15 protein-coding genes and 1 other RNA gene are annotated in these 16,815 nt (G+C 64.3%); 12 read left to right on the forward strand and 4 right to left on the reverse strand.

What is annotated here, in order from left to right:
- Nucleotides 1-97: 97 nt before the first annotated feature.
- Both AC1TPF_RS09935 and AC1TPF_RS09940 read left to right on the forward strand, forming a co-directional pair.
- Nucleotides 98-517 (forward strand): NINE protein, encoded by a 420-nt coding sequence (locus AC1TPF_RS09935; RefSeq protein WP_482143661.1) that lies wholly within the window; start codon nucleotides 98-100, stop codon nucleotides 515-517.
- Entirely contained in the window at nucleotides 514-951 is a 438-nt protein-coding gene (locus AC1TPF_RS09940) for a DUF2752 domain-containing protein (RefSeq protein ID WP_482143662.1), read from the forward strand. The genes AC1TPF_RS09935 and AC1TPF_RS09940 overlap by 4 nt, the downstream gene beginning before the upstream one ends.
- Nucleotides 952-964: 13 nt before the next feature.
- On the opposite strand, the gene AC1TPF_RS09945 is transcribed toward AC1TPF_RS09940, so the two are convergent.
- A complete protein-coding gene (locus tag AC1TPF_RS09945; protein WP_482143664.1) occupies nucleotides 965-1,627 on the reverse strand; it encodes an MBL fold metallo-hydrolase in 663 nt (220 codons plus the stop codon).
- 39 nt (nucleotides 1,628-1,666) lie between these two features.
- A complete protein-coding gene (hisN, locus tag AC1TPF_RS09950) occupies nucleotides 1,667-2,473 on the reverse strand; it encodes a histidinol-phosphatase (RefSeq protein WP_482143665.1) in 807 nt (268 codons plus the stop codon).
- Nucleotides 2,474-2,540: 67 nt separating this feature from the next.
- On the opposite strand from hisN, the gene AC1TPF_RS09955 reads away from it, so the two are divergent.
- From AC1TPF_RS09955 to smpB, 7 genes are all read left to right on the forward strand, one after another.
- Nucleotides 2,541-2,948 carry a hypothetical protein gene (locus tag AC1TPF_RS09955; RefSeq protein ID WP_482135298.1) on the forward strand — a complete coding sequence of 136 codons (408 nt, stop codon included), beginning with the start codon at nucleotides 2,541-2,543 and terminating at the stop codon, nucleotides 2,946-2,948.
- A 49-nt stretch (nucleotides 2,949-2,997) separates the two neighbouring features.
- On the forward strand, nucleotides 2,998-4,116 hold the full coding sequence (gene prfB / locus AC1TPF_RS09960; RefSeq protein ID WP_482137229.1) for a peptide chain release factor 2: 1,119 nt from the start codon (nucleotides 2,998-3,000) through the stop codon (nucleotides 4,114-4,116).
- Between the two features lie 78 nt (nucleotides 4,117-4,194).
- Entirely contained in the window at nucleotides 4,195-5,133 is a 939-nt protein-coding gene (locus tag AC1TPF_RS09965; RefSeq protein WP_482135297.1) for a mechanosensitive ion channel family protein, read from the forward strand.
- A complete protein-coding gene (locus tag AC1TPF_RS09970) occupies nucleotides 5,130-5,600 on the forward strand; it encodes an Rv3103c transmembrane domain-containing protein (protein WP_482135296.1) in 471 nt (156 codons plus the stop codon). The genes AC1TPF_RS09965 and AC1TPF_RS09970 overlap by 4 nt, the downstream gene beginning before the upstream one ends.
- An 82-nt stretch (nucleotides 5,601-5,682) precedes the next feature.
- Complete coding sequence (gene ftsE / locus AC1TPF_RS09975; RefSeq protein ID WP_482135295.1) at nucleotides 5,683-6,372, forward strand: cell division ATP-binding protein FtsE; 690 nt, start codon at nucleotides 5,683-5,685, stop codon at nucleotides 6,370-6,372.
- A gap of 64 nt (nucleotides 6,373-6,436) precedes the next feature.
- The gene (gene ftsX, locus AC1TPF_RS09980) at nucleotides 6,437-7,342 is read left to right on the forward strand and encodes a permease-like cell division protein FtsX (RefSeq protein ID WP_482135294.1); all 906 of its coding nucleotides are present in this window, start codon (nucleotides 6,437-6,439) and stop codon (nucleotides 7,340-7,342) included.
- 99 nt (nucleotides 7,343-7,441) lie between these two features.
- Nucleotides 7,442-7,915, forward strand: coding sequence for an SsrA-binding protein SmpB (gene smpB / locus AC1TPF_RS09985; RefSeq protein WP_482135293.1), 474 nt, complete (start codon nucleotides 7,442-7,444; stop codon nucleotides 7,913-7,915).
- 33 nt (nucleotides 7,916-7,948) lie between these two features.
- On the opposite strand, the gene AC1TPF_RS09990 is transcribed toward smpB, so the two are convergent.
- The gene (locus tag AC1TPF_RS09990) at nucleotides 7,949-11,851 is read right to left on the reverse strand and encodes a WD40 repeat domain-containing protein (protein ID WP_482143667.1); all 3,903 of its coding nucleotides are present in this window, start codon (nucleotides 11,849-11,851) and stop codon (nucleotides 7,949-7,951) included.
- Nucleotides 11,852-12,201: 350 nt separating this feature from the next.
- Here AC1TPF_RS09990 and AC1TPF_RS09995 point away from each other — a divergent pair, with 350 nt between their 5' ends.
- The 3 genes from AC1TPF_RS09995 to AC1TPF_RS10005 all read left to right on the forward strand — a co-directional run bounded on the left by AC1TPF_RS09995 (nucleotide 12,202) and on the right by AC1TPF_RS10005 (nucleotide 15,443).
- Nucleotides 12,202-13,947: a cutinase family protein gene (locus AC1TPF_RS09995; RefSeq protein WP_482143669.1), complete on the forward strand. Its 1,746-nt coding sequence runs from the start codon at nucleotides 12,202-12,204 to the stop codon at nucleotides 13,945-13,947.
- A 197-nt stretch (nucleotides 13,948-14,144) separates the two neighbouring features.
- Nucleotides 14,145-14,512: a transfer-messenger RNA gene (ssrA, locus tag AC1TPF_RS10000) on the forward strand.
- A gap of 85 nt (nucleotides 14,513-14,597) precedes the next feature.
- Nucleotides 14,598-15,443: an aldo/keto reductase gene (locus AC1TPF_RS10005; RefSeq protein WP_482143670.1), complete on the forward strand. Its 846-nt coding sequence runs from the start codon at nucleotides 14,598-14,600 to the stop codon at nucleotides 15,441-15,443.
- 1 nt (nucleotide 15,444) lies between these two features.
- Here the strand turns inward: AC1TPF_RS10005 and AC1TPF_RS10010 are convergent, their stop codons facing one another.
- Nucleotides 15,445-16,731 (reverse strand): alpha/beta hydrolase, encoded by a 1,287-nt coding sequence (locus AC1TPF_RS10010; RefSeq protein ID WP_482143671.1) that lies wholly within the window; start codon nucleotides 16,729-16,731, stop codon nucleotides 15,445-15,447.
- Nucleotides 16,732-16,815 lie beyond the last annotated feature (84 nt).

Below are 16,815 nucleotides of genomic sequence, written 5' to 3' on the forward strand. Positions count from 1 at the left end.
TCGCTGCTCACGTGGGGTGTCTCCGGGCGTCATTCAATCAAGCCAAATTTTCGCGTGGTTCCGATCTACACCCGTCCGGTGTCATAGCCTTCCCCTCATGACGCAACCTCCTCCCGGCTTCTCGCCGCAGCCGCCCCAGCCAGTGGGCGGCCCCCAGAACGACACATTCATCGTTTCGCTGTTCGGTCAGGAACAGGGCCCGATGGGCTACCAGGATCTGGCCGGGTTGGTCCGCTCCGGTCAGGTCAAGCCCGAGACCCAGATTCGTACCCAGACCAGCAGCTGGTTCCCGGTGTCGCAGGTGCCCGGTCTGTTCTCCTCCAAGGAGTGGCTGACCGCCCTGCTGATCTCGGTGTTCGTGGGTGGATTCGGTATCGACCGCTTCTACCTCGGATACACCGGCCTGGGAGTTGCCAAGCTCCTCACCTGTGGTGGGCTGGGCATATGGACGCTCATCGACATCGTGCTCATCGCGATGCGCAAGGTTCCCGACTCGGACGGCCTGCCGCTGAAGTGACGGCCTTGCCGACCCGACGGCGACCCGAACGAGCTGTTCGGGTCGCGGCCGGTGTCGGTGCCGCGGCGATCGTCACGGCATTCGCCGTCACCCCGGCGCTGAGCACGTCCGGTCCCACGCTCTGCCCGATGCGGCTGGTCACCGGTCTGCCTTGTCCCGGTTGTGGTTTGACCCGCAGTTGGACCGCTGCGGCACACGGACACTTTGCCGACGCCTTCTCGTACAACCTCTTCGGCCCGATCAGCTTGATCGCTGTCGCCGCATTTGTGATCGCGGTTGCCGTATTGCAAGTGCGGAAGCGCCCGATGGCACCGATCGTTCGGGCTCTGCGCAATCCCATCGTGATCGCCGCCGTAGCACTCTGGGTGCTCTACGGGATTGCCCGCGTGATCGATCAACTCGCCGGCACCGGGATCTTCCCCGACATCGCGTAGCGAGGATCGCCGCCTAGGTGAGTGTCAGTGCGTCCTGGTCCGGGAGGACGATGAATTCGGTTGCCGGATCGCTCATTTCGGACAGCCGCGCATAGTGCAACTTCAGTCCGACATTCGACAGCAGGCCCTGATGGATCGGGAAACTCAGGCGCGGGCTCACCGAGCGGAGGTAATCAATGGCCTCGCTGATCTTCATCCACGGAGCCATCGCAGGCATCGCCAGTACGTCGACCTTCTCGTCCGGGATGAACAGCGAATCGCCCGGATGCATGAGCTGGGCCGGATTCTTGTTGTCGCCCAGCAGGTATGCGACGTTGTCGATGGTGGGGATGTCCGGGTGGATCACCGCGTGGGTGCCGCCTGCGATACGTGCGGTGAGTGCGCCGATGGCGAACTCATCGCCCGGGTGGGCGGCGGTCCACGTACCTGCGACGTCGTCGCCGTTGAGCTGCGCAGTGGTCTGCGGATCGGCGTACAGGACCGCATCGGGGTTGCCTGCCACCAGATCCGGCAATGCCGCCACGTCGACGTGATCGGGATGCTGATGGGTGATCAAGATGGCGTCGAGGTCGGTGACACCGGTGAATCCGTGCGAGAAGTTGCCCGGATCGAACAGAACCTTGGTGCCGTCGAGTTCGACGAGGATGCAGGAATGCCCAAAATGTGTGATCTGCATGAGATCAAGTATGCGCCTCGGATGGGCACCAAGTAGGAATCAGGCAGGCGTCAGCGCCGCCAGAACCTTCAGCTGCAGGATCCCGTTGGAGGCGACGGCGCTGCCCCGGTGTGGCCCGGCGATCCCGTCGAGTCCGGTGAACGTGCCGCCGGCCTCGCGAACCAGGATGTCGAGCGCGGCCAGGTCCCACAGCGACACCTCGGGCTCGGCGGCGACGTCCACCGCACCTTCGGCGACCAGGCAGTAGTTGTAGAAGTCGCCGTAGCCCCGGACCCGCCAGACAGTGTCGGTCAGATCGATGAACTCATCACGGATACCCCGGTCGCGCCAGCCCGACAGACTCGAGAAGGCCAGGCTCGCGGAGGCGAGGTCGGACACCTGCGACACCTGGATACGCCGGACCGAACCGTCGGGGGACTGGGCGAAGGCACCGTCGCCGGCACTGGCCCACCATCGGCGGCCGAGCGCCGGTGCGCTGACAACTCCGACCTGGGGAACCCCGTCGACGAGCAGTGAGATCAGGGTCGCCCACACCGGAACGCCGCGGACGAAGTTCTTGGTGCCGTCGATCGGATCGATCACCCACTGGCGTCCGGTCAAGGCCACATCGCCACCGAACTCTTCACCGAGGACCGCGTCATCGGGCCGAATCTGCTGGAGTTCATTGCGCAGGCTTGTCTCGACCGCCAGATCGGCATCGGAAACCGGCGTCAGATCGGGTTTGGAATCAACCTGCAGATCCATGGCGCCGAACCGGTCGATGGTGATGATGTCGGCGAGCTCGGCCAGCGACAACGCGAGCTCCAGGTCGCTCGAAGCGTTCGGCAGGCCACTTGAGTCGGTCACGGTTTGCCACGCTACCCGGCACTAACCTGGAACCCACCGACCCCACCATCTCAGGAGCCAACCGGCCATGTTCGAGATCATCATCATCCTCATGTTCGCGGCGATGCTCGGCGCCGTCCTCGTCCAGTGGCGGCGTTCGCGTCCGGGCCGGCCCACCGGCGGCGCGCCAGGAGACCCACGTTTTGTGAACCGGGTGCCGGGCACGTTGAAGGTGACGGGGGTGTCCGACAAACCCGTCGAAGGGGACAAGAACAACCAGGTCTTCTGTACGGTCTCGGGAACCATCACCGGCCCGGACACATCTCCGACCGACGTCTACGGCCGTTTTGTGGTCACCATGGCGATGAGTTGGCCGTCGATCGGGGACGAGATCCCGGTGACCTACAAGCCGGGCAAAGCCGAGTCGACGTGGGAGATCGCCGGCCCGATCGGTGACGAACCCGGCGGCGCCGGACCCAACCTGCGCAAAGACTGAGAACTACGCAGATAGGACTCTGTCCCCAAGACCGGTAGCCTGAGTGACCGTGCATCCAGACGTTTCAGCAGACATCGACGCCCTCGATTCGACCCTGACCACAGTGGAGAAGGTTCTCGATCTCGAGGAGCTCCGGCGACGGATCGACGAACTCGAGCATCAGGCCGCTGATCCGGAACTGTGGAACAACCAGGATCACGCCCAGAAAGTGACCAGCGAGCTCTCGCACGCGCAGACCGAATTGCGGCGCGTCTCCGAATTGCGCCAGCGTGTCGAGGACATGCCGCTGCTCTATGAGCTGGCCGAATCCGAAGAAGGCGACTCCCAGGTCGAGGCGCTCGCCGATGCCGATGCCGAGCGTGCCTCACTGCGCGCCGACATCGAGGCGATGGAAGTCAAGACCATGCTCGCCGGTGAGTACGACCACCGTGATGCGCTCGTCAACATCCGGTCCGGCGCCGGTGGTGTGGACGCCGCCGACTGGGCCGAGATGCTGATGCGCATGTACATCCGCTGGGCCGAGAAGCACGATCACAAGGTGGAGGTCTACGACACCTCTTACGCCGAAGAGGCCGGCCTCAAGTCCGCGACGTTCGCCGTGAAGGGGCCGTACATGTACGGCACACTCTCCATCGAAATGGGGACCCACCGGTTGGTGCGGATCAGCCCGTTCGACAACCAAGGGCGTCGCCAGACGTCGTTTGCCGAGGTCGAGGTGCTACCTGTGGTCGAAACCACAGATCATATCGACATCCCGGAAACCGAACTGCGCGTTGATGTTTACCGATCGTCCGGCCCCGGTGGGCAGTCTGTGAACACTACGGACTCCGCTGTACGGCTCACACACATTCCGACCGGTATCGTGGTGACTTGTCAGAACGAGAAGAGCCAATTGCAGAACAAGGCAGCCGCCATGCGCGTGCTGCAGGCAAAGCTTCTCGAACGTAAACGCAAAGAAGAGCGCGCCGAGATGGACGCTCTCAAGGGCGACGGCGGGTCCAGCTGGGGCAACCAGATGCGGTCATATGTGCTGCATCCGTACCAGATGGTCAAAGACCTGCGGACCGAGTACGAGGTCAACAACCCGACTGCGGTGCTCGATGGTGACATCGACGGATTCATCGAGTCGGGTATCCGGTGGAGGATGGCGCAGAACGCGAGCGCCTGAATCTGACGGCTACCCGATCGTCGGAGATCACGCAGCAGCCGCCGCCGCCATCACACGACCTGGAGGACCACCCGATTGATGCATGACTTCAATGCGCTTGTCACGGCTTCCCCGGACGGTCTGGCCGGATCGGATCGCTTGATCCGATGGCTGTCCCTGCAGGGGCTATCGATCCTGCTGTGGGTGGTCGGTGCTCTGTTGGTGACCCGGTTCATCCAGTGGATGGTCAACAAGATCACCACCCGGATCGACGCGGGCTTCGCCGAATCCGACGCCCTGGTGCGATCGGAAGCCATCAAACATCGCCATTCCGTTGCGCAGGTGATCGCGTGGGGTGCCATCGCGATCGTCTACATCATCGCCGGTTTCAGCATCGTCCGTGAGCTCGGCGTGCCCATCACCGGGTTCGTGGCGCCGGCAACAGTGCTCGGCGCGGCTCTCGGTTTCGGTGCGCAGCGCATCGTGCAGGACCTGCTCTCGGGATTTTTCATCATCACCGAGAAGCAGTACGGATTCGGTGACGTCGTCAGTCTGGCGATCGTGGGTTCCGCGGAACCGGCAGAGGGCACCGTCGAAGATGTCACCCTGCGGATCACCAAGCTGCGCTCGGCGGACGGTGAGATGATCACGATTCCCAACGGGCAGATCGTGAAGGCCGTCAACCTGTCGAAGGACTGGGCCAGGTCGGTTGTCGACATCCCGCTACCGATCGGGGTCGACATGGGCCGGGTCAACGACCTGATCGCCCAGATCGGGGAGCAGGCGTTCAGCGACGCCCGCATGGGCAAGTTGCTGCTCGACGAACCGACCGCGATGGGCGTCATCGACATCGAGGTCGACACGGTGACCGTGCGGATCGTGGCGCGAACATTGCCCGGCCGCCAGTTCGAGGTCAGTCGGGACCTGCGATCGCGGCTCGTTCGGGCGTTCAGCCGGGCCGGTATCGCGCTCGCTCCCGGATCGGTCATCGAAACCAGCGCGGTGGATCCCGCCGCTGCCGAGGAGGCAAGCCGATGAGCGACGAGACGCCGACCAACCCCACTGCCGCACAGCCGGCCGAACCGAAAAAGTCGCTGTGGGAACGCATTCCGCCACGGTTGTTCCACGGGAAGGTCCGGACCACCACCGTGGTCCTCGGTGTGCTGTTCCTCGCCGCGCTCGTCCTGTACGGCCAGCGGTCCGACCACTATGCGCAGGTGGACGAGCAAGACCGTCAGGCCAGGGTAGAGCAGGTGCAACAGCCGCGAACCACCACTCCGGTAACCGAGACCCCCGTGCCGGAACCGGAGTACAGCGAAACGCCGGAGTCCACGCAAGAACAGTCGACCACCACGACCCCCGAGACCGATCAGACCGTCGAGACGACAGAGCAAGAGCGAAACGGTCCGCAGACCCAAACGGTGCCGCCGCCGGCGTCCACGTCGGAGTCGACCCGCGGACTCCTGCCCGGACTGGAATTACCGACGATGAGTATCGCCCCGTGAATCGGGCTGTCGGGAACTGTGTCCGGCCCCGCCGGGCACGCCTGAGCGGTTTGTGGCACATCCGTGGTTACACTGGCAGACCGTGATCAGCGTCAAGAATGTGACGATGCAGTACAAGGCATCGACCCGGCCCGCACTGCGGGATTTGTCCCTCGACGTCGACAAAGGCGATTTCACGTTTCTCATCGGGCCCTCCGGCTCGGGCAAGTCGACGTTCTTTCGGCTGCTGCTGAAAGAAGACAAACCCACCACGGGTGATGTCTACGTCGGCGACTTCCACGTCAACAAGCTGCCCAGCCGGAAGGTGCCGAAGCTCCGGCAGTCGGTCGGATGTGTATTCCAGGACTTCCGGCTGTTGCAGCAGAAGTCGGTGGCCGAGAACGTGGCATTTGCCCTCGAGGTCATCGGAAAGCCGCGCAGCACCGTCGACAAGGTGGTGCCCGAGGTCCTCGAATACGTCGGGCTGTCCGGCAAGGCCGACCGCATGCCGTACGAGCTATCTGGTGGCGAGATGCAGCGCGTGGCGATAGCCCGCGCCATCGCGAACCGGCCGCTGCTCCTGCTCGCCGACGAGCCGACCGGAAACCTCGATCCCGACACCAGTCGCGAGATCGTCGAGGTCCTCGACCGGGTGAACCGCCGCGGAACCACCGTGGTGATGGCAACCCATGACCGGGCGATCGTCGATTCGATGCGCCGCCGGGTCCTCGAGTTCAGCAACGGACGCCTCGCCCGCGACGACGAGCACGGCGTGTACGGCCTCGGCGGCTGAGTAGCAGTCTCACCCTCAAGACTTTCGTTTCTGCAGTCCCGACCGGGAGGACACCCCAACTCACATGCGTGCGAGTTTCATATTGAGCGAGGTCCTCAACGGACTGCGCCGCAATATCACCATGACCATGGCCATGATCATCACCACTGCAATCACCCTTGGCATGTTCGGTGCCGGTCTGATGGTGGTCCAGATGGCCGACAAGACCCAGGAAATCTTCCTCGATCGGGTGGAGATGCAGATCTTCATCTCCGATGAGGTCACAGATGCCGACCCGAACTGCCAGAGCGCGCCGTGCCTGACGCTGCGGGAACAGATCGAGGCGGCCGACGGGGTCGACTCGGTGCAGTACATCGACCGGGCCGCGGCATTCCGTGACGCCACGACCAAGACCTTCGCCAACAACCCGGACATCGCCGCGCTGGTCCGCGAGGACACCTTGCCCGCGTCGTTCAAGGTCCGCATGGCCGATCCGGACAAGTTCGGAGCCGTGCTCGACGAGTTCCGCGACGCCGAAGGCGTGGACAGCGTGCTGGACCAGCGGGAACTGGTGAGCCGGATCTTCAGCGTGCTCGACGGCGCGCGCAACGCCGCATTCACGATCGCCCTCGTCCAGGCGATCGCCGCGATCCTGCTGATCGCGAACACCGTGCAGGTGGCCGCTTACACCCGCCGAACCGAGGTGGGCATCATGCGGTTGGTGGGTGCCACCCGCTGGTACACCCAGCTGCCATTTCTGCTCGAGGCGGTGATCGCGACACTGGTGGGTTCGTTGCTGGCGGTCGGCGGACTCTTCGGGGCCAAGGTGCTGTTCTTCGATAAGGCCCTCGAGGACCTGTACGGGGTCAACATCCTCGCCAAGATCGAGATCTCGGACGTGCTGTTCGTGGCGCCGTGGCTGGTCATCATCGGCGTGGTGATGTCGAGCCTGACCGCTTACGCGACGTTGCGGTTCTACGTCCGCGAATAAGGATGCGACACCCCCGCCTACTGCTGTGTATTGTTGCGGGGCCATCGATGACGCCGCCAGGCGCCGATGTGATCGACGAACTGAGAGTAGGTGAAAAGGATGAAGGAAAAGGGCCGCAAGGCAATTGCGACGAACCGTAAGGCGCGGCACAACTACGCCATCCTCGACACCTATGAAGCCGGTATCGCGTTGGTGGGAACCGAGGTGAAGAGCCTGCGCGAAGGAAAAGCCTCGTTGGTGGACGCGTTCGCGACTGTCGACAACGGTGAGGTCTGGCTCCGCGGACTGCACATCCCGGAATACGGCAACGGTACGTGGACCAACCACGCGCCTCGGCGCAGTCGCAAATTGTTGATGCACCGCAAGGAGATCGACGGCCTGGTCGGCAAGATTCGGGACGGCAACCTGACCCTGGTGCCGCTGTCGATGTACTTCAACGACGGCAAGGTGAAGGTCGAACTGGCGCTGGCGCGAGGCAAACAGGCCCACGACAAGCGCCACGATCTGGCCAAACGCGACGCCGAACGCGAGGTCACCCGGGAGCTGGGGCGTCGCGTGAAGGGTATGCGCTGACCTACGGTCGAGACCTCGGTCCTCGGCCCGATCTCAGCCCGGCACCGACTCGTACCCCGAGCACGTCTGGCGGTAGGGGATGTCGGGCAGGAGGTCTTTCCACTTGCTCTCGGTCATCCCGCCTGCCGTGGCCTGGCAGAGCCCGGTGTCGGCCGTCACCTGATGGGTCCACCAGCGCAGCGCACCGTTCTCACCCGCGCCTGCCAGATGTTTGCCATCCGGACTGAAGGCAACCTGCCAGCGCACGGTGCCCGGAGGCGTCACCGTTCGGCCGATCGCGGTGGGATGGGTCATCTGGCGTAGGTCCCACATGCGCACGGTCTGGTCGTCGCTGCCCGTGGCGAGCATGGAGCCACTCGGGTCGAAGGTCACCGACCGCACCGTCGACTCGTGTCCGGTCACCTTCACCGCGTTCGAATCAAGGGCGTCGAGATTCCAGAGCCGAACGGTCTGGTCGTCGCTGCCGGTCGCCACCCACTGTGAGTCCGGACTGATCGCCACCGCGTTGATGGGTCCACTGTGCCCCGGGTAGATCTGCGACAGCGGAGAGCCCTTCTGCAGGTCCCACAGGTGCAGGTTCTTGTCGCTGCTCGCGGCGGCCAGATAGCGCCCATCCGGTGAGAACGCCACGTCGTTGATCCACCCCTGAGGTCCGGTCAGCGGCGCCCCCGCCGCGACCGGTTTGCGCCGATCGGTCAGGTTCCAGATCTGCACGCTCTGATCATCGAAGGCGGTCGCCAACGACATCGAGTCGGGGGAGAAGTCCAGCCCGTGGGTGTACCGCGCGCGGGAGTTCAGCGGCGCGCCGAGCGGTCGCGGGGAGGCGGGGTCGGCGACGTCCCACAGGCGCACCTGGCCGGTACCCACGCCGGTGTACGCCAACGTGCGGCCGTCCCCGGACAAGGCGATGGTCTCGACCTCCTGAGGTCCGGCCGGGTCGACCAACAGAGCTATCGGGCGCGGGGCGTTGCCCTCGGTGGTGTCCCACATCCGCACCGTGCCATCACGCGACCCGGTTGCCATCAGTGACCCGGATGCGTTGAAGGCCGGTTGCGCGACCCGCCCCGTGTGGCCGAGGACGGTTGCGGCGGGCAGGGTCCAGAACCGGATGGCGCCGTCCTGTCCTCCGGTGATCAATCGGCCGTCCGGACCGCCGAACGCGACGGTGGTCAGACCACCGCTGCTGCCGGTCAGCGGCTGTCCGAGAAGCACCGGACGGGCCGGATCGGTCAGGCTCCAGACCTTGGCCGTGCCATCCCAGCTGGCCGTGGCCAACAGCGAGCCGTCGTGATTGAACTCGAGCGACCAGATCGCTGCGGTGTGCGCTTCGGAGGGAGCGCCCATGGCCTTGGGTGCGGTCCGGTCGGACATCGACCACATCCGGATGGTCTGGTCGTCGCTTGCGGTTGCCAGCAGTGATCCGTCCGGGCTGAACCTGACCGCGTGCACTGTGGCGTCGTAGCCGGTGAGAGGCGTGCCGAGTTGCTCGGGAGCCGCCGGATCGGTGGTGTCCCACACGATTGCGGTCCGGTCGTCGCTGCCGGTGACGAGGGTCTTGCCATCCGGTGAGAACGCCAGGGTGCGAAGTGCGTCGTCGTGCCCGGTCAGCACCTCTGTCTGGCCGGTCTCCAGGTTCCACAGGCGCGCGGTGTGGTCGTCGCCTGCGGTGGCGATCCACCGGGTGACGCCGTCGGCTTCGGGTCGCACGGCGATCTGATAGACGGCCCCGGTGTGTCCGGTCAGCGGCGTGGCCGTGCGTAGATGTGCATTGGCCGGGTCCGTGACGTCCCAGACCTGAACGACGCCGTCGCCGTCGCCGGAGAACAGGGTGTCGCCGTCGGTGGAGTACTCGACGCTGGTGATCCACGACTGGTGTCCGGCCAGCGGCTGACCCATCGGGGTCGGCAGACCGGCTCCCGACTCCTGCCATAGCCGGACGGTGCGGTCGTAGCTTGCCGTCGCGACCAGGTTGCGGTTGTTGACGGCGATGTCGTACACGGCGCCTTGGTGTCCGTCCACCACACTTGCCAGCGCGGACGTCTGGGTTCCCATCAGCAGGGCGCTGGGCCGCGGGTCGTCGGGACGTTGCTCGGCGGCGGCCAGGGACAGGCGGGCCGAGACCGTGGGATCGACCGATTGCGTCAGCGCGGCCTGCGCCAGCAGCGCGTTGAACTGGGCGTCGGAGCGGTCGGCGTCGGCCTGGCGTTGCTGCTGCACCGCGACCAGCGCTGCCATCGCCGTGGTCAGCAGCAAGATCACCAGGAGCAGGACCAGGCCGCGGCGCAACCGGGAGCCCCGGCGTGAGGATTCTCGGGCCGCACCGAGGAACTCGACTGTGATCGGTGAAATCGGACTGCGCGAGTCCTTCTGCCACTCGGTTGCCGATGCCAGGCGGGTGCCGCTGTAGAGCAGCGACCGTTCGTTGTCGTTGGCTTGCCATTCGCGCGCGTCCGCGTCGATACGCTGCCGGCGCAGGACGTCTTCGCGGTCGTCGTCGAGCCATTGCGACAGGCGCGGCCACGCCTCGATGACGGCCTCGTGGGCCAGGGTGGTCCCGCGTTCATCATGGACGACGATGCGGGCCTGGCCGAGTGCGTCGAGGATCGCCGGGGCCTGCGGATGGCGGTTGCGCAGTTCGACGGTCGGGACGTGGCGCCGGGTGCCGCGCCCGTCCTCTCCGATGTGGATCATGTGCAGCAGCAGGTCGCGGGCGACATCGCGCTGGACGTCGGTGAACTGCGACCAGCGCTCTTCGGCGCTGAGCGTGATGGCGCCGTGGACGCCGCCGGTTTCGCGGTATCCGGCGAGGGTGAGGACGTTGCCGGATCTGGCTTCCCAGGTGCGGTGAAGAGCGTGCGCCATCAGGGGGAGCACGCCCGGATCGGAGGGGACCGCGGTTGCGCTCCGCGAGGCGACACCGAGGTCGGACAGGATGACGTCGACCAGTCCGTCGGCCACCGAGAGTCCCACTGCGCCCGCTGGACCGACGATGGCGGAGGTGAGATCTGCGCGCGACATCCGGCCGAGCACCATCTGGTTGTGCACCAGCGAGTCGGTGAGGGCAGGGAGTTCCACGCACTGCTGGTAGAAGTCCGAACGCACCGCGACGACCACACCTGCGTAACTGCCCGGCGCGCAGAGCTCACTGTCGGGCAGTTGGGTCAGCATGGAGATGAACTTCGAGCGCTCGATATCGTCGCAGTTGGTGAACACCTCTTCGAACTGGTCGACGATGAGTACCCGCGGCGTGGCGGCACTCGCGGAACCCAGCGCTTCGGTGAGTGTCTGCGTGGGTCGCGAACCCGGGGTCATCGATGCGACCGTGTAGTCCGCGCCGATCGCCACGGCGAAGCCGGCCTGCAGGAGCGAGGATTTGCCCGACCCCGAGGCGCCGACCACAAATGTCAGTCGCCGGGATCCGAGGTTGGCGGTGAATCGCTCGACGAGTATCGAGATCGCCTTGGCTCTGCCGAAGTAGAAGTCGGTGTCGCAATCCGACAGTGGTGTCAGGCCGGGAAACGGGCAGACGTTCAGCCGCTCGAAATCAGGCTTCTCGACCGGCTTCGATCGGGTTTCCTTGCCCTTTTCCGGAATGGCCGGTGAGGTCAGTGCCTGGTTCCACAGGTTTTGCCATTCGACCATCGAGTAGAGCCCGCGGGACGGTGGTTCCGGACATCGTTTCCGGGCGGCGGCGATCAGGACGCGGAGTGTGGCCGCGAGCCCGTCGAACTTGGCGGGAACATTGCGGCCGGTTCGCCAATCGGACAGACGTTGTGGGGAGACAGCACCGGGACGGGGTGAATCGCCGGTGAGCATCGATGCGGAGGCGCGCGAGGCGAGGGTCTTGAGGGCCGGAGATCCGGCGATTTCGTGCAGCAATCGAAAGCGCGCGGCGAACTCGAGGCGGGCGTCGCGGGCCGCGATGCCCGGTGTCACTTCGTCCAACCCCGGTTCTGCCGATCTGTAGGAGAGCTAAATGATTGTTGATTGCGCCAACTGTTTTCACAACGAAACGAGATGTAGGTCATACGGCTCCCTGACTGTACGCAAAACGGTCTGGTTTGTTCAGGATCCGGACCGGACAGGGATTCATGCCCTGTGAACAGTACCTTTCAGCTCCGGAGAGTTTCCACAGGAGTCAAACATGAGATTCACATGAAGGATTAGGGATGCCTAACTAACGAGGAATTGGCCGCGGGTCCGGTCTGGCTCTGAGTTGGGGGCAACTCACAAGTCCCACGCGCACTGTCCATACGGACGTGAGCCTCAACAGGAGCATTCGAACAATGACCCGAAAACGATCTAGGGCCGGGGGTGGTGCCACGATCCTGATGGATCGTCGGCATCGTCGATGGCGCCCGGTGGTGGCGATGATGTTCGCCTCTCTCGCGGCGACCATGACAATGGGTGTGATGCCGGCGCTGGTTCAGTCGAACGTGTCGGCACGACCGATCAGCGACTGCCCGGACCTCCATGTGGTGGCGGTCCCGGGAACGTTGGATTCGAGTAACAGTCGGGATCCGCATGATCAAAGTGGCGTTCTCGCCCCAGTGATCGCGGATGCCGAGCGGGATGCGCCCGAAGGGTCGATGCAGACGACCTACGTGCCGTATCCCGCAGACTTCGGCTACACGTCGGACGGCACACCGTATGCACAATCGGTGGATGCCGGTGTGGCGGCGACGGAAGCACAGATCGCCCAGATCGAAGAGCAATGTGGATCCGACACCGAGATTGCGATTGTCGGATACAGCCAGGGCGCGGATATCGCCAGTCGGGTAGCGGCCGATATCGGTGCAGGTAATGGACCCGTACCGGCATCGCAGGTGCGTGGTGTCTACCTCATCTCCGACCCCAACCGGGGTGCGGGTGCAGATCTGGTTCCGGGTGCACCGGGACTGTCGGCACCGCTGAACGGTGCGCGGACCGCTGCGTCGAGTTCGGACGCCGCACTGGGCGCCGGCATGGACTCGCGACGTGGTTCCGAGTTCGGTGAGCTGACCGGGCGCGTTGTGTCCCTGTGTATGACCGGCGATTTCGCCTGTGCGATCCCTGACAATGCTCAGGTGGTCCGGATCGGTGCCAATGTGGCCGAACAGATCCACATCGACACGACCGATCCAGGACAGATCACGACAGATCTGGGGTCAGTGGTACTGCGGTCGGCGTTGCTGACCGGACTCCACGTGGTGACGACGCCGCACTGGATGCTGTCGTCGGAGACGTTGGGCGATGTGGTCGCAGCGACCACCGATCCGCACTACACGGTGCCGGACTACACGGACCCGTTGGTTGTCTTGCAGTCGGCTTACGGTGTGGCGACGTTTGCATCCGAGGTCTCGTCCGCCTGGGAAGCAAAAGTGGCGCAAGAGTTCGTCCTCGGTATCAACAACAACGTCGGGGTGCTGCTCATGGCGGTGCACCCGGAGTACTGGTACCCGGGTATCTCGCACACCAGCTATTTCACTGATCCGGACGAGGCAGGCCTCACCGGCGCGAACTACGTGAGTTCGTGGCTGCGGGAGTCTGCGGTCAGCGACGCGCCGTCGGGAAGTGTCGAACCTGTTTCGGCTCCGGCGGAGACAACGTCGTCGACGACCGATCCGGTTGCCAACGGCGTGACCACCGGAGTTGCGGTTGCCCAGGTGGGCGCAGTAATCGTTCGGCAACTGCCAAAGGTTGCCGACGCGGTCACCGACGAGGTCGACAACGTTGCTCGGGGAACCGCGGTCGAGACCCAGGTCACCGATGTGACCGGGGCGATCGATCAGGGTGCGGCCGTGGTGGACGAGGTGTTCGACGGTATTGATCGGACTGTTGCCCAGGCCGAGCAGCGTCTCGACACGATCAAGCAGACGGTGTCCGATACCGTCGCACCGATCGTCGAGAAGGTCCGACCTGTCATCGAGATCGTCGACGCGGCGCAGCAGGGACCCGCTGGGCTCCTGCAGCTCGCCGATGCGATGTCGCAGAGCGGTACTGCCGACACGGTGTCGCAGACCGGGACCGCTGCAGTCGACTACGGAAAGTAGAGATCCGATCGGGGTACGTCCTCGACGAACTCTTGAGAGGGCCTCATCCCCGCGTGGTACGCGGCGATGAGGCCCTTTTCGTATGTCCGGCCTGCCACGTCCGACAGGCAATTGGGAATGACAAGCGCGACAGGCTTGTTACAATGACTTGTCCGGTCGCTGCCAGCGGCTGGATCCTGCTAGAGATTCACCGACCAGGGGCTGAACGGTTTCGACTTGGTGCGTTGAGGTAGGGGAAGCGTGTCGGTGCAGGCTAGAGACCACCGTAAGCGTCGTAGCAACCAATTAAGCGCCGACAAAAATCAGCGCGACTACGCCCTCGCTGCCTAAGCGAAGGCTGGTCTGTCGGCCCGGGTGTGCTTCCGCCCCGGGTACCGGCATCATTCAGGGAGCTCACCACTGCGGTCGGTCGCGGACCACAGTGGGACATCCAACAGCGACTGGGATCGTCATCTCGGCTTGTTCGCGTGACTGAGAGATCCGAGTAGAGACTTAGCGAACTGCACACGGAGAAGCCCTACTGACACGGCGAAGGACCCGGGTTCGATTCCCGGCAGCTCCACCGTCTCGCAGAAGCGGGGAGAGGACCAGAAAAGGTTCTCTCCCCGCTTTTGTGTTCAGGGCTCCGATCAACAGTGGATTGGACGACGATGACTCAGGTTCCGAACATCACACTCAACAACGGAAACACCATCCCGCAGCTCGGATTCGGGGTGTTCCAGATCAAGCCGGAAGACACCGCCGACGCTGTGAAGACCGCACTCGAGGTCGGCTACCGCCACATCGACACCGCCGAGATGTACGGCAATGAAAAAGAGGTCGGCGAAGGGATCCGCGCGTCCGGGATCGCCCGTGACGAGATCTTCGTGACCAGCAAACTGAACAACACGTTCCACGAGCCCGATGCGGCCCGCAAAGCCTTCGACACCACGCTCAAGGACCTCGGACTCGAGCAGATCGACCTGTTCCTGATCCACTGGCCGCTGCCGACGCAGTACGGCGGCGACTACGTGTCGACCTGGAACACCCTGATCGAGTTCGCCGAGGACGGCCGCTCGAAGTCCGTCGGAGTGTCGAACTTTCAGCCGGCTCATCTAAACCGACTGGCTGCCGAAACATCTCTGGTGCCCGCGGTGAACCAGATCGAGGTACACCCGTACTTCACCAACGAGGTCGCCCGGCAGTACGGCAAGGATCACGGCATCGCGACCGAGGCCTGGTCGCCCATCGCCCAGGGCAAGGTTCTGGGCGATCCGGTGATCACGGAGATCGCGAACAAGATCGGGAAGTCGACCGCGCAGGTTGTCCTGCGCTGGCACATCCAGCGCGGCGACATCATCTTTCCGAAGTCCGTCACGGCAAAGCGCGTCGAAGAGAACTTCGCGATCTTCGACTTCGAACTCGACAGCGACGCGATCAGCGCGATCGATGGACTCGACAAGGGAGAGGACGGCCGCAACGGCCCCAACCCGGACACCTTCGACTGGGTGGGCTGACTCAGCCGGGCAACTCGAGGCGTTGCATCAACCACGGGGTGGCATCGGCGAATGCCTGCGACGCGAATGGCCAATCGTGGCGGCCGGTGACAGGCCGCATCACCGTGGTGATGTTGTTGGCGTCGGCGACCTTTGAGAGCTTTTCCGCAGCCCGGAGCTGTGGGGAGGTGAGACCACCTGTCTGCTTTGAAGGGTGTCCTTCGGATTCAAACCAGCCGGCGGTGTCGGTGTATCTGCCGTGTTCGGCCATCGCTGTTGCGGGATCGCATTGAGCCCACTCTTTCTCGCGGCCTCCGTACAGGGTTTTGATGGTTTGCCGCCGATCCCCGAGGTTGGGGCCTTCATCACCCGAGATGTCGATGAAGGTGCTGAATTGATCCGGGTGTCTGACAACCAGGTTCACGGCACAGGTGCCGCCCATCGACCAGCCGGCGACCGCCCATCGGGCTGGTGAGTCGGAGGCGCCGAAGTTCGAGATCACGTACGGTCGAACCTCTTTGGTGATGTGGGTGTCCACGTTTCCGTGCGGGCCGTCCACGCATTCGGTGTCGTTGGTCAGCGATCCAGTCGGGTCGATCATCACCAGGATGGGTGCCTGTCCGCCGTGTTCGTCCGCGTACTTGCGCACGGTGGTGGGGGCATCGCCGCTGCGAACCCAGTCCTCGGGCGTGGTGACCACACCGCCGATCATGACCACCACCGGTAGTTGCGGTGGTGTCGTTCCGTCAAACCACGCCGGTGGCAGGTAGACGTACTCGGTGCGGTGCCGAAAGCCGCTGACAACATCGGGAATTCGGACCGGGACGACCTTTCCGTCGGGTTGTGGTGCGCCACGTAGCCCGGACAGCGTGTTCAATCTGGCCTGATCGGGAAGTGGTTGCGACGACAACGCCTGCCACGCCCTGCCAGTTGTCGGAAAGAAGCCGGCCCACTGGTTGGCGGCCAACCCGACCGCGGCCGCGGTCAGCAGTACCGCCGTCAGACTCAGCGCACGGCGCCACCAGCCGGTGCCCATCCAGCCGACCACCACCAGAACCGCCATCATCACGGTGGCGGACAACCAGATCCAGAATGTCAGCGGCGCCGCTTGTGGGGCGAGGTCGCGGTGGGCCAGAATCCAGTAGGTTCCGAGGGCGGCGACCACTGCAACCACCGTCGAAATCGGAACCCACAACAACCGCCACCGACGATTTCTCCAGCCGATCGCCGTCAGCATGGCCGCCACCGCCAGACCCTGCACCGCCGGTGGGAACCAACCACCGAACAGAGACACCCCCGCTAGATTCACAGGTCTGATCGTCCAGATTCTTCCTGTGGGTTCGCTGTGTAGTCAGCTGCAAACGCCCAAGAAAGCCCAGTCCCGGGACATTTA

This window comes from Williamsia sp. Y853 (assembly GCF_056786495.1).

Bases quoted from the DNA above. Each gene is read 5' to 3' on its own strand.
- AC1TPF_RS09935 (WP_482143661.1), top strand. From the start codon at position 98: ATGACGCAACCTCCTCCCGGCTTCTCGCCGCAGCCGCCCCAGCCAGTG.
- AC1TPF_RS09945 (WP_482143664.1), bottom strand. From the start codon at position 1,627: ATGCAGATCACACATTTTGGGCATTCCTGCATCCTCGTCGAACTCGAC.
- AC1TPF_RS09955 (WP_482135298.1), top strand. From the start codon at position 2,541: ATGTTCGAGATCATCATCATCCTCATGTTCGCGGCGATGCTCGGCGCC.
- AC1TPF_RS09965 (WP_482135297.1), top strand. From the start codon at position 4,195: ATGCATGACTTCAATGCGCTTGTCACGGCTTCCCCGGACGGTCTGGCC.
- AC1TPF_RS09970 (WP_482135296.1), top strand. From the start codon at position 5,130: ATGAGCGACGAGACGCCGACCAACCCCACTGCCGCACAGCCGGCCGAA.
- ftsX (WP_482135294.1), top strand. From the start codon at position 6,437: ATGCGTGCGAGTTTCATATTGAGCGAGGTCCTCAACGGACTGCGCCGC.
- smpB (WP_482135293.1), top strand. From the start codon at position 7,442: ATGAAGGAAAAGGGCCGCAAGGCAATTGCGACGAACCGTAAGGCGCGG.
- AC1TPF_RS09995 (WP_482143669.1), top strand. From the start codon at position 12,202: ATGACCCGAAAACGATCTAGGGCCGGGGGTGGTGCCACGATCCTGATG.
- AC1TPF_RS10005 (WP_482143670.1), top strand. From the start codon at position 14,598: ATGACTCAGGTTCCGAACATCACACTCAACAACGGAAACACCATCCCG.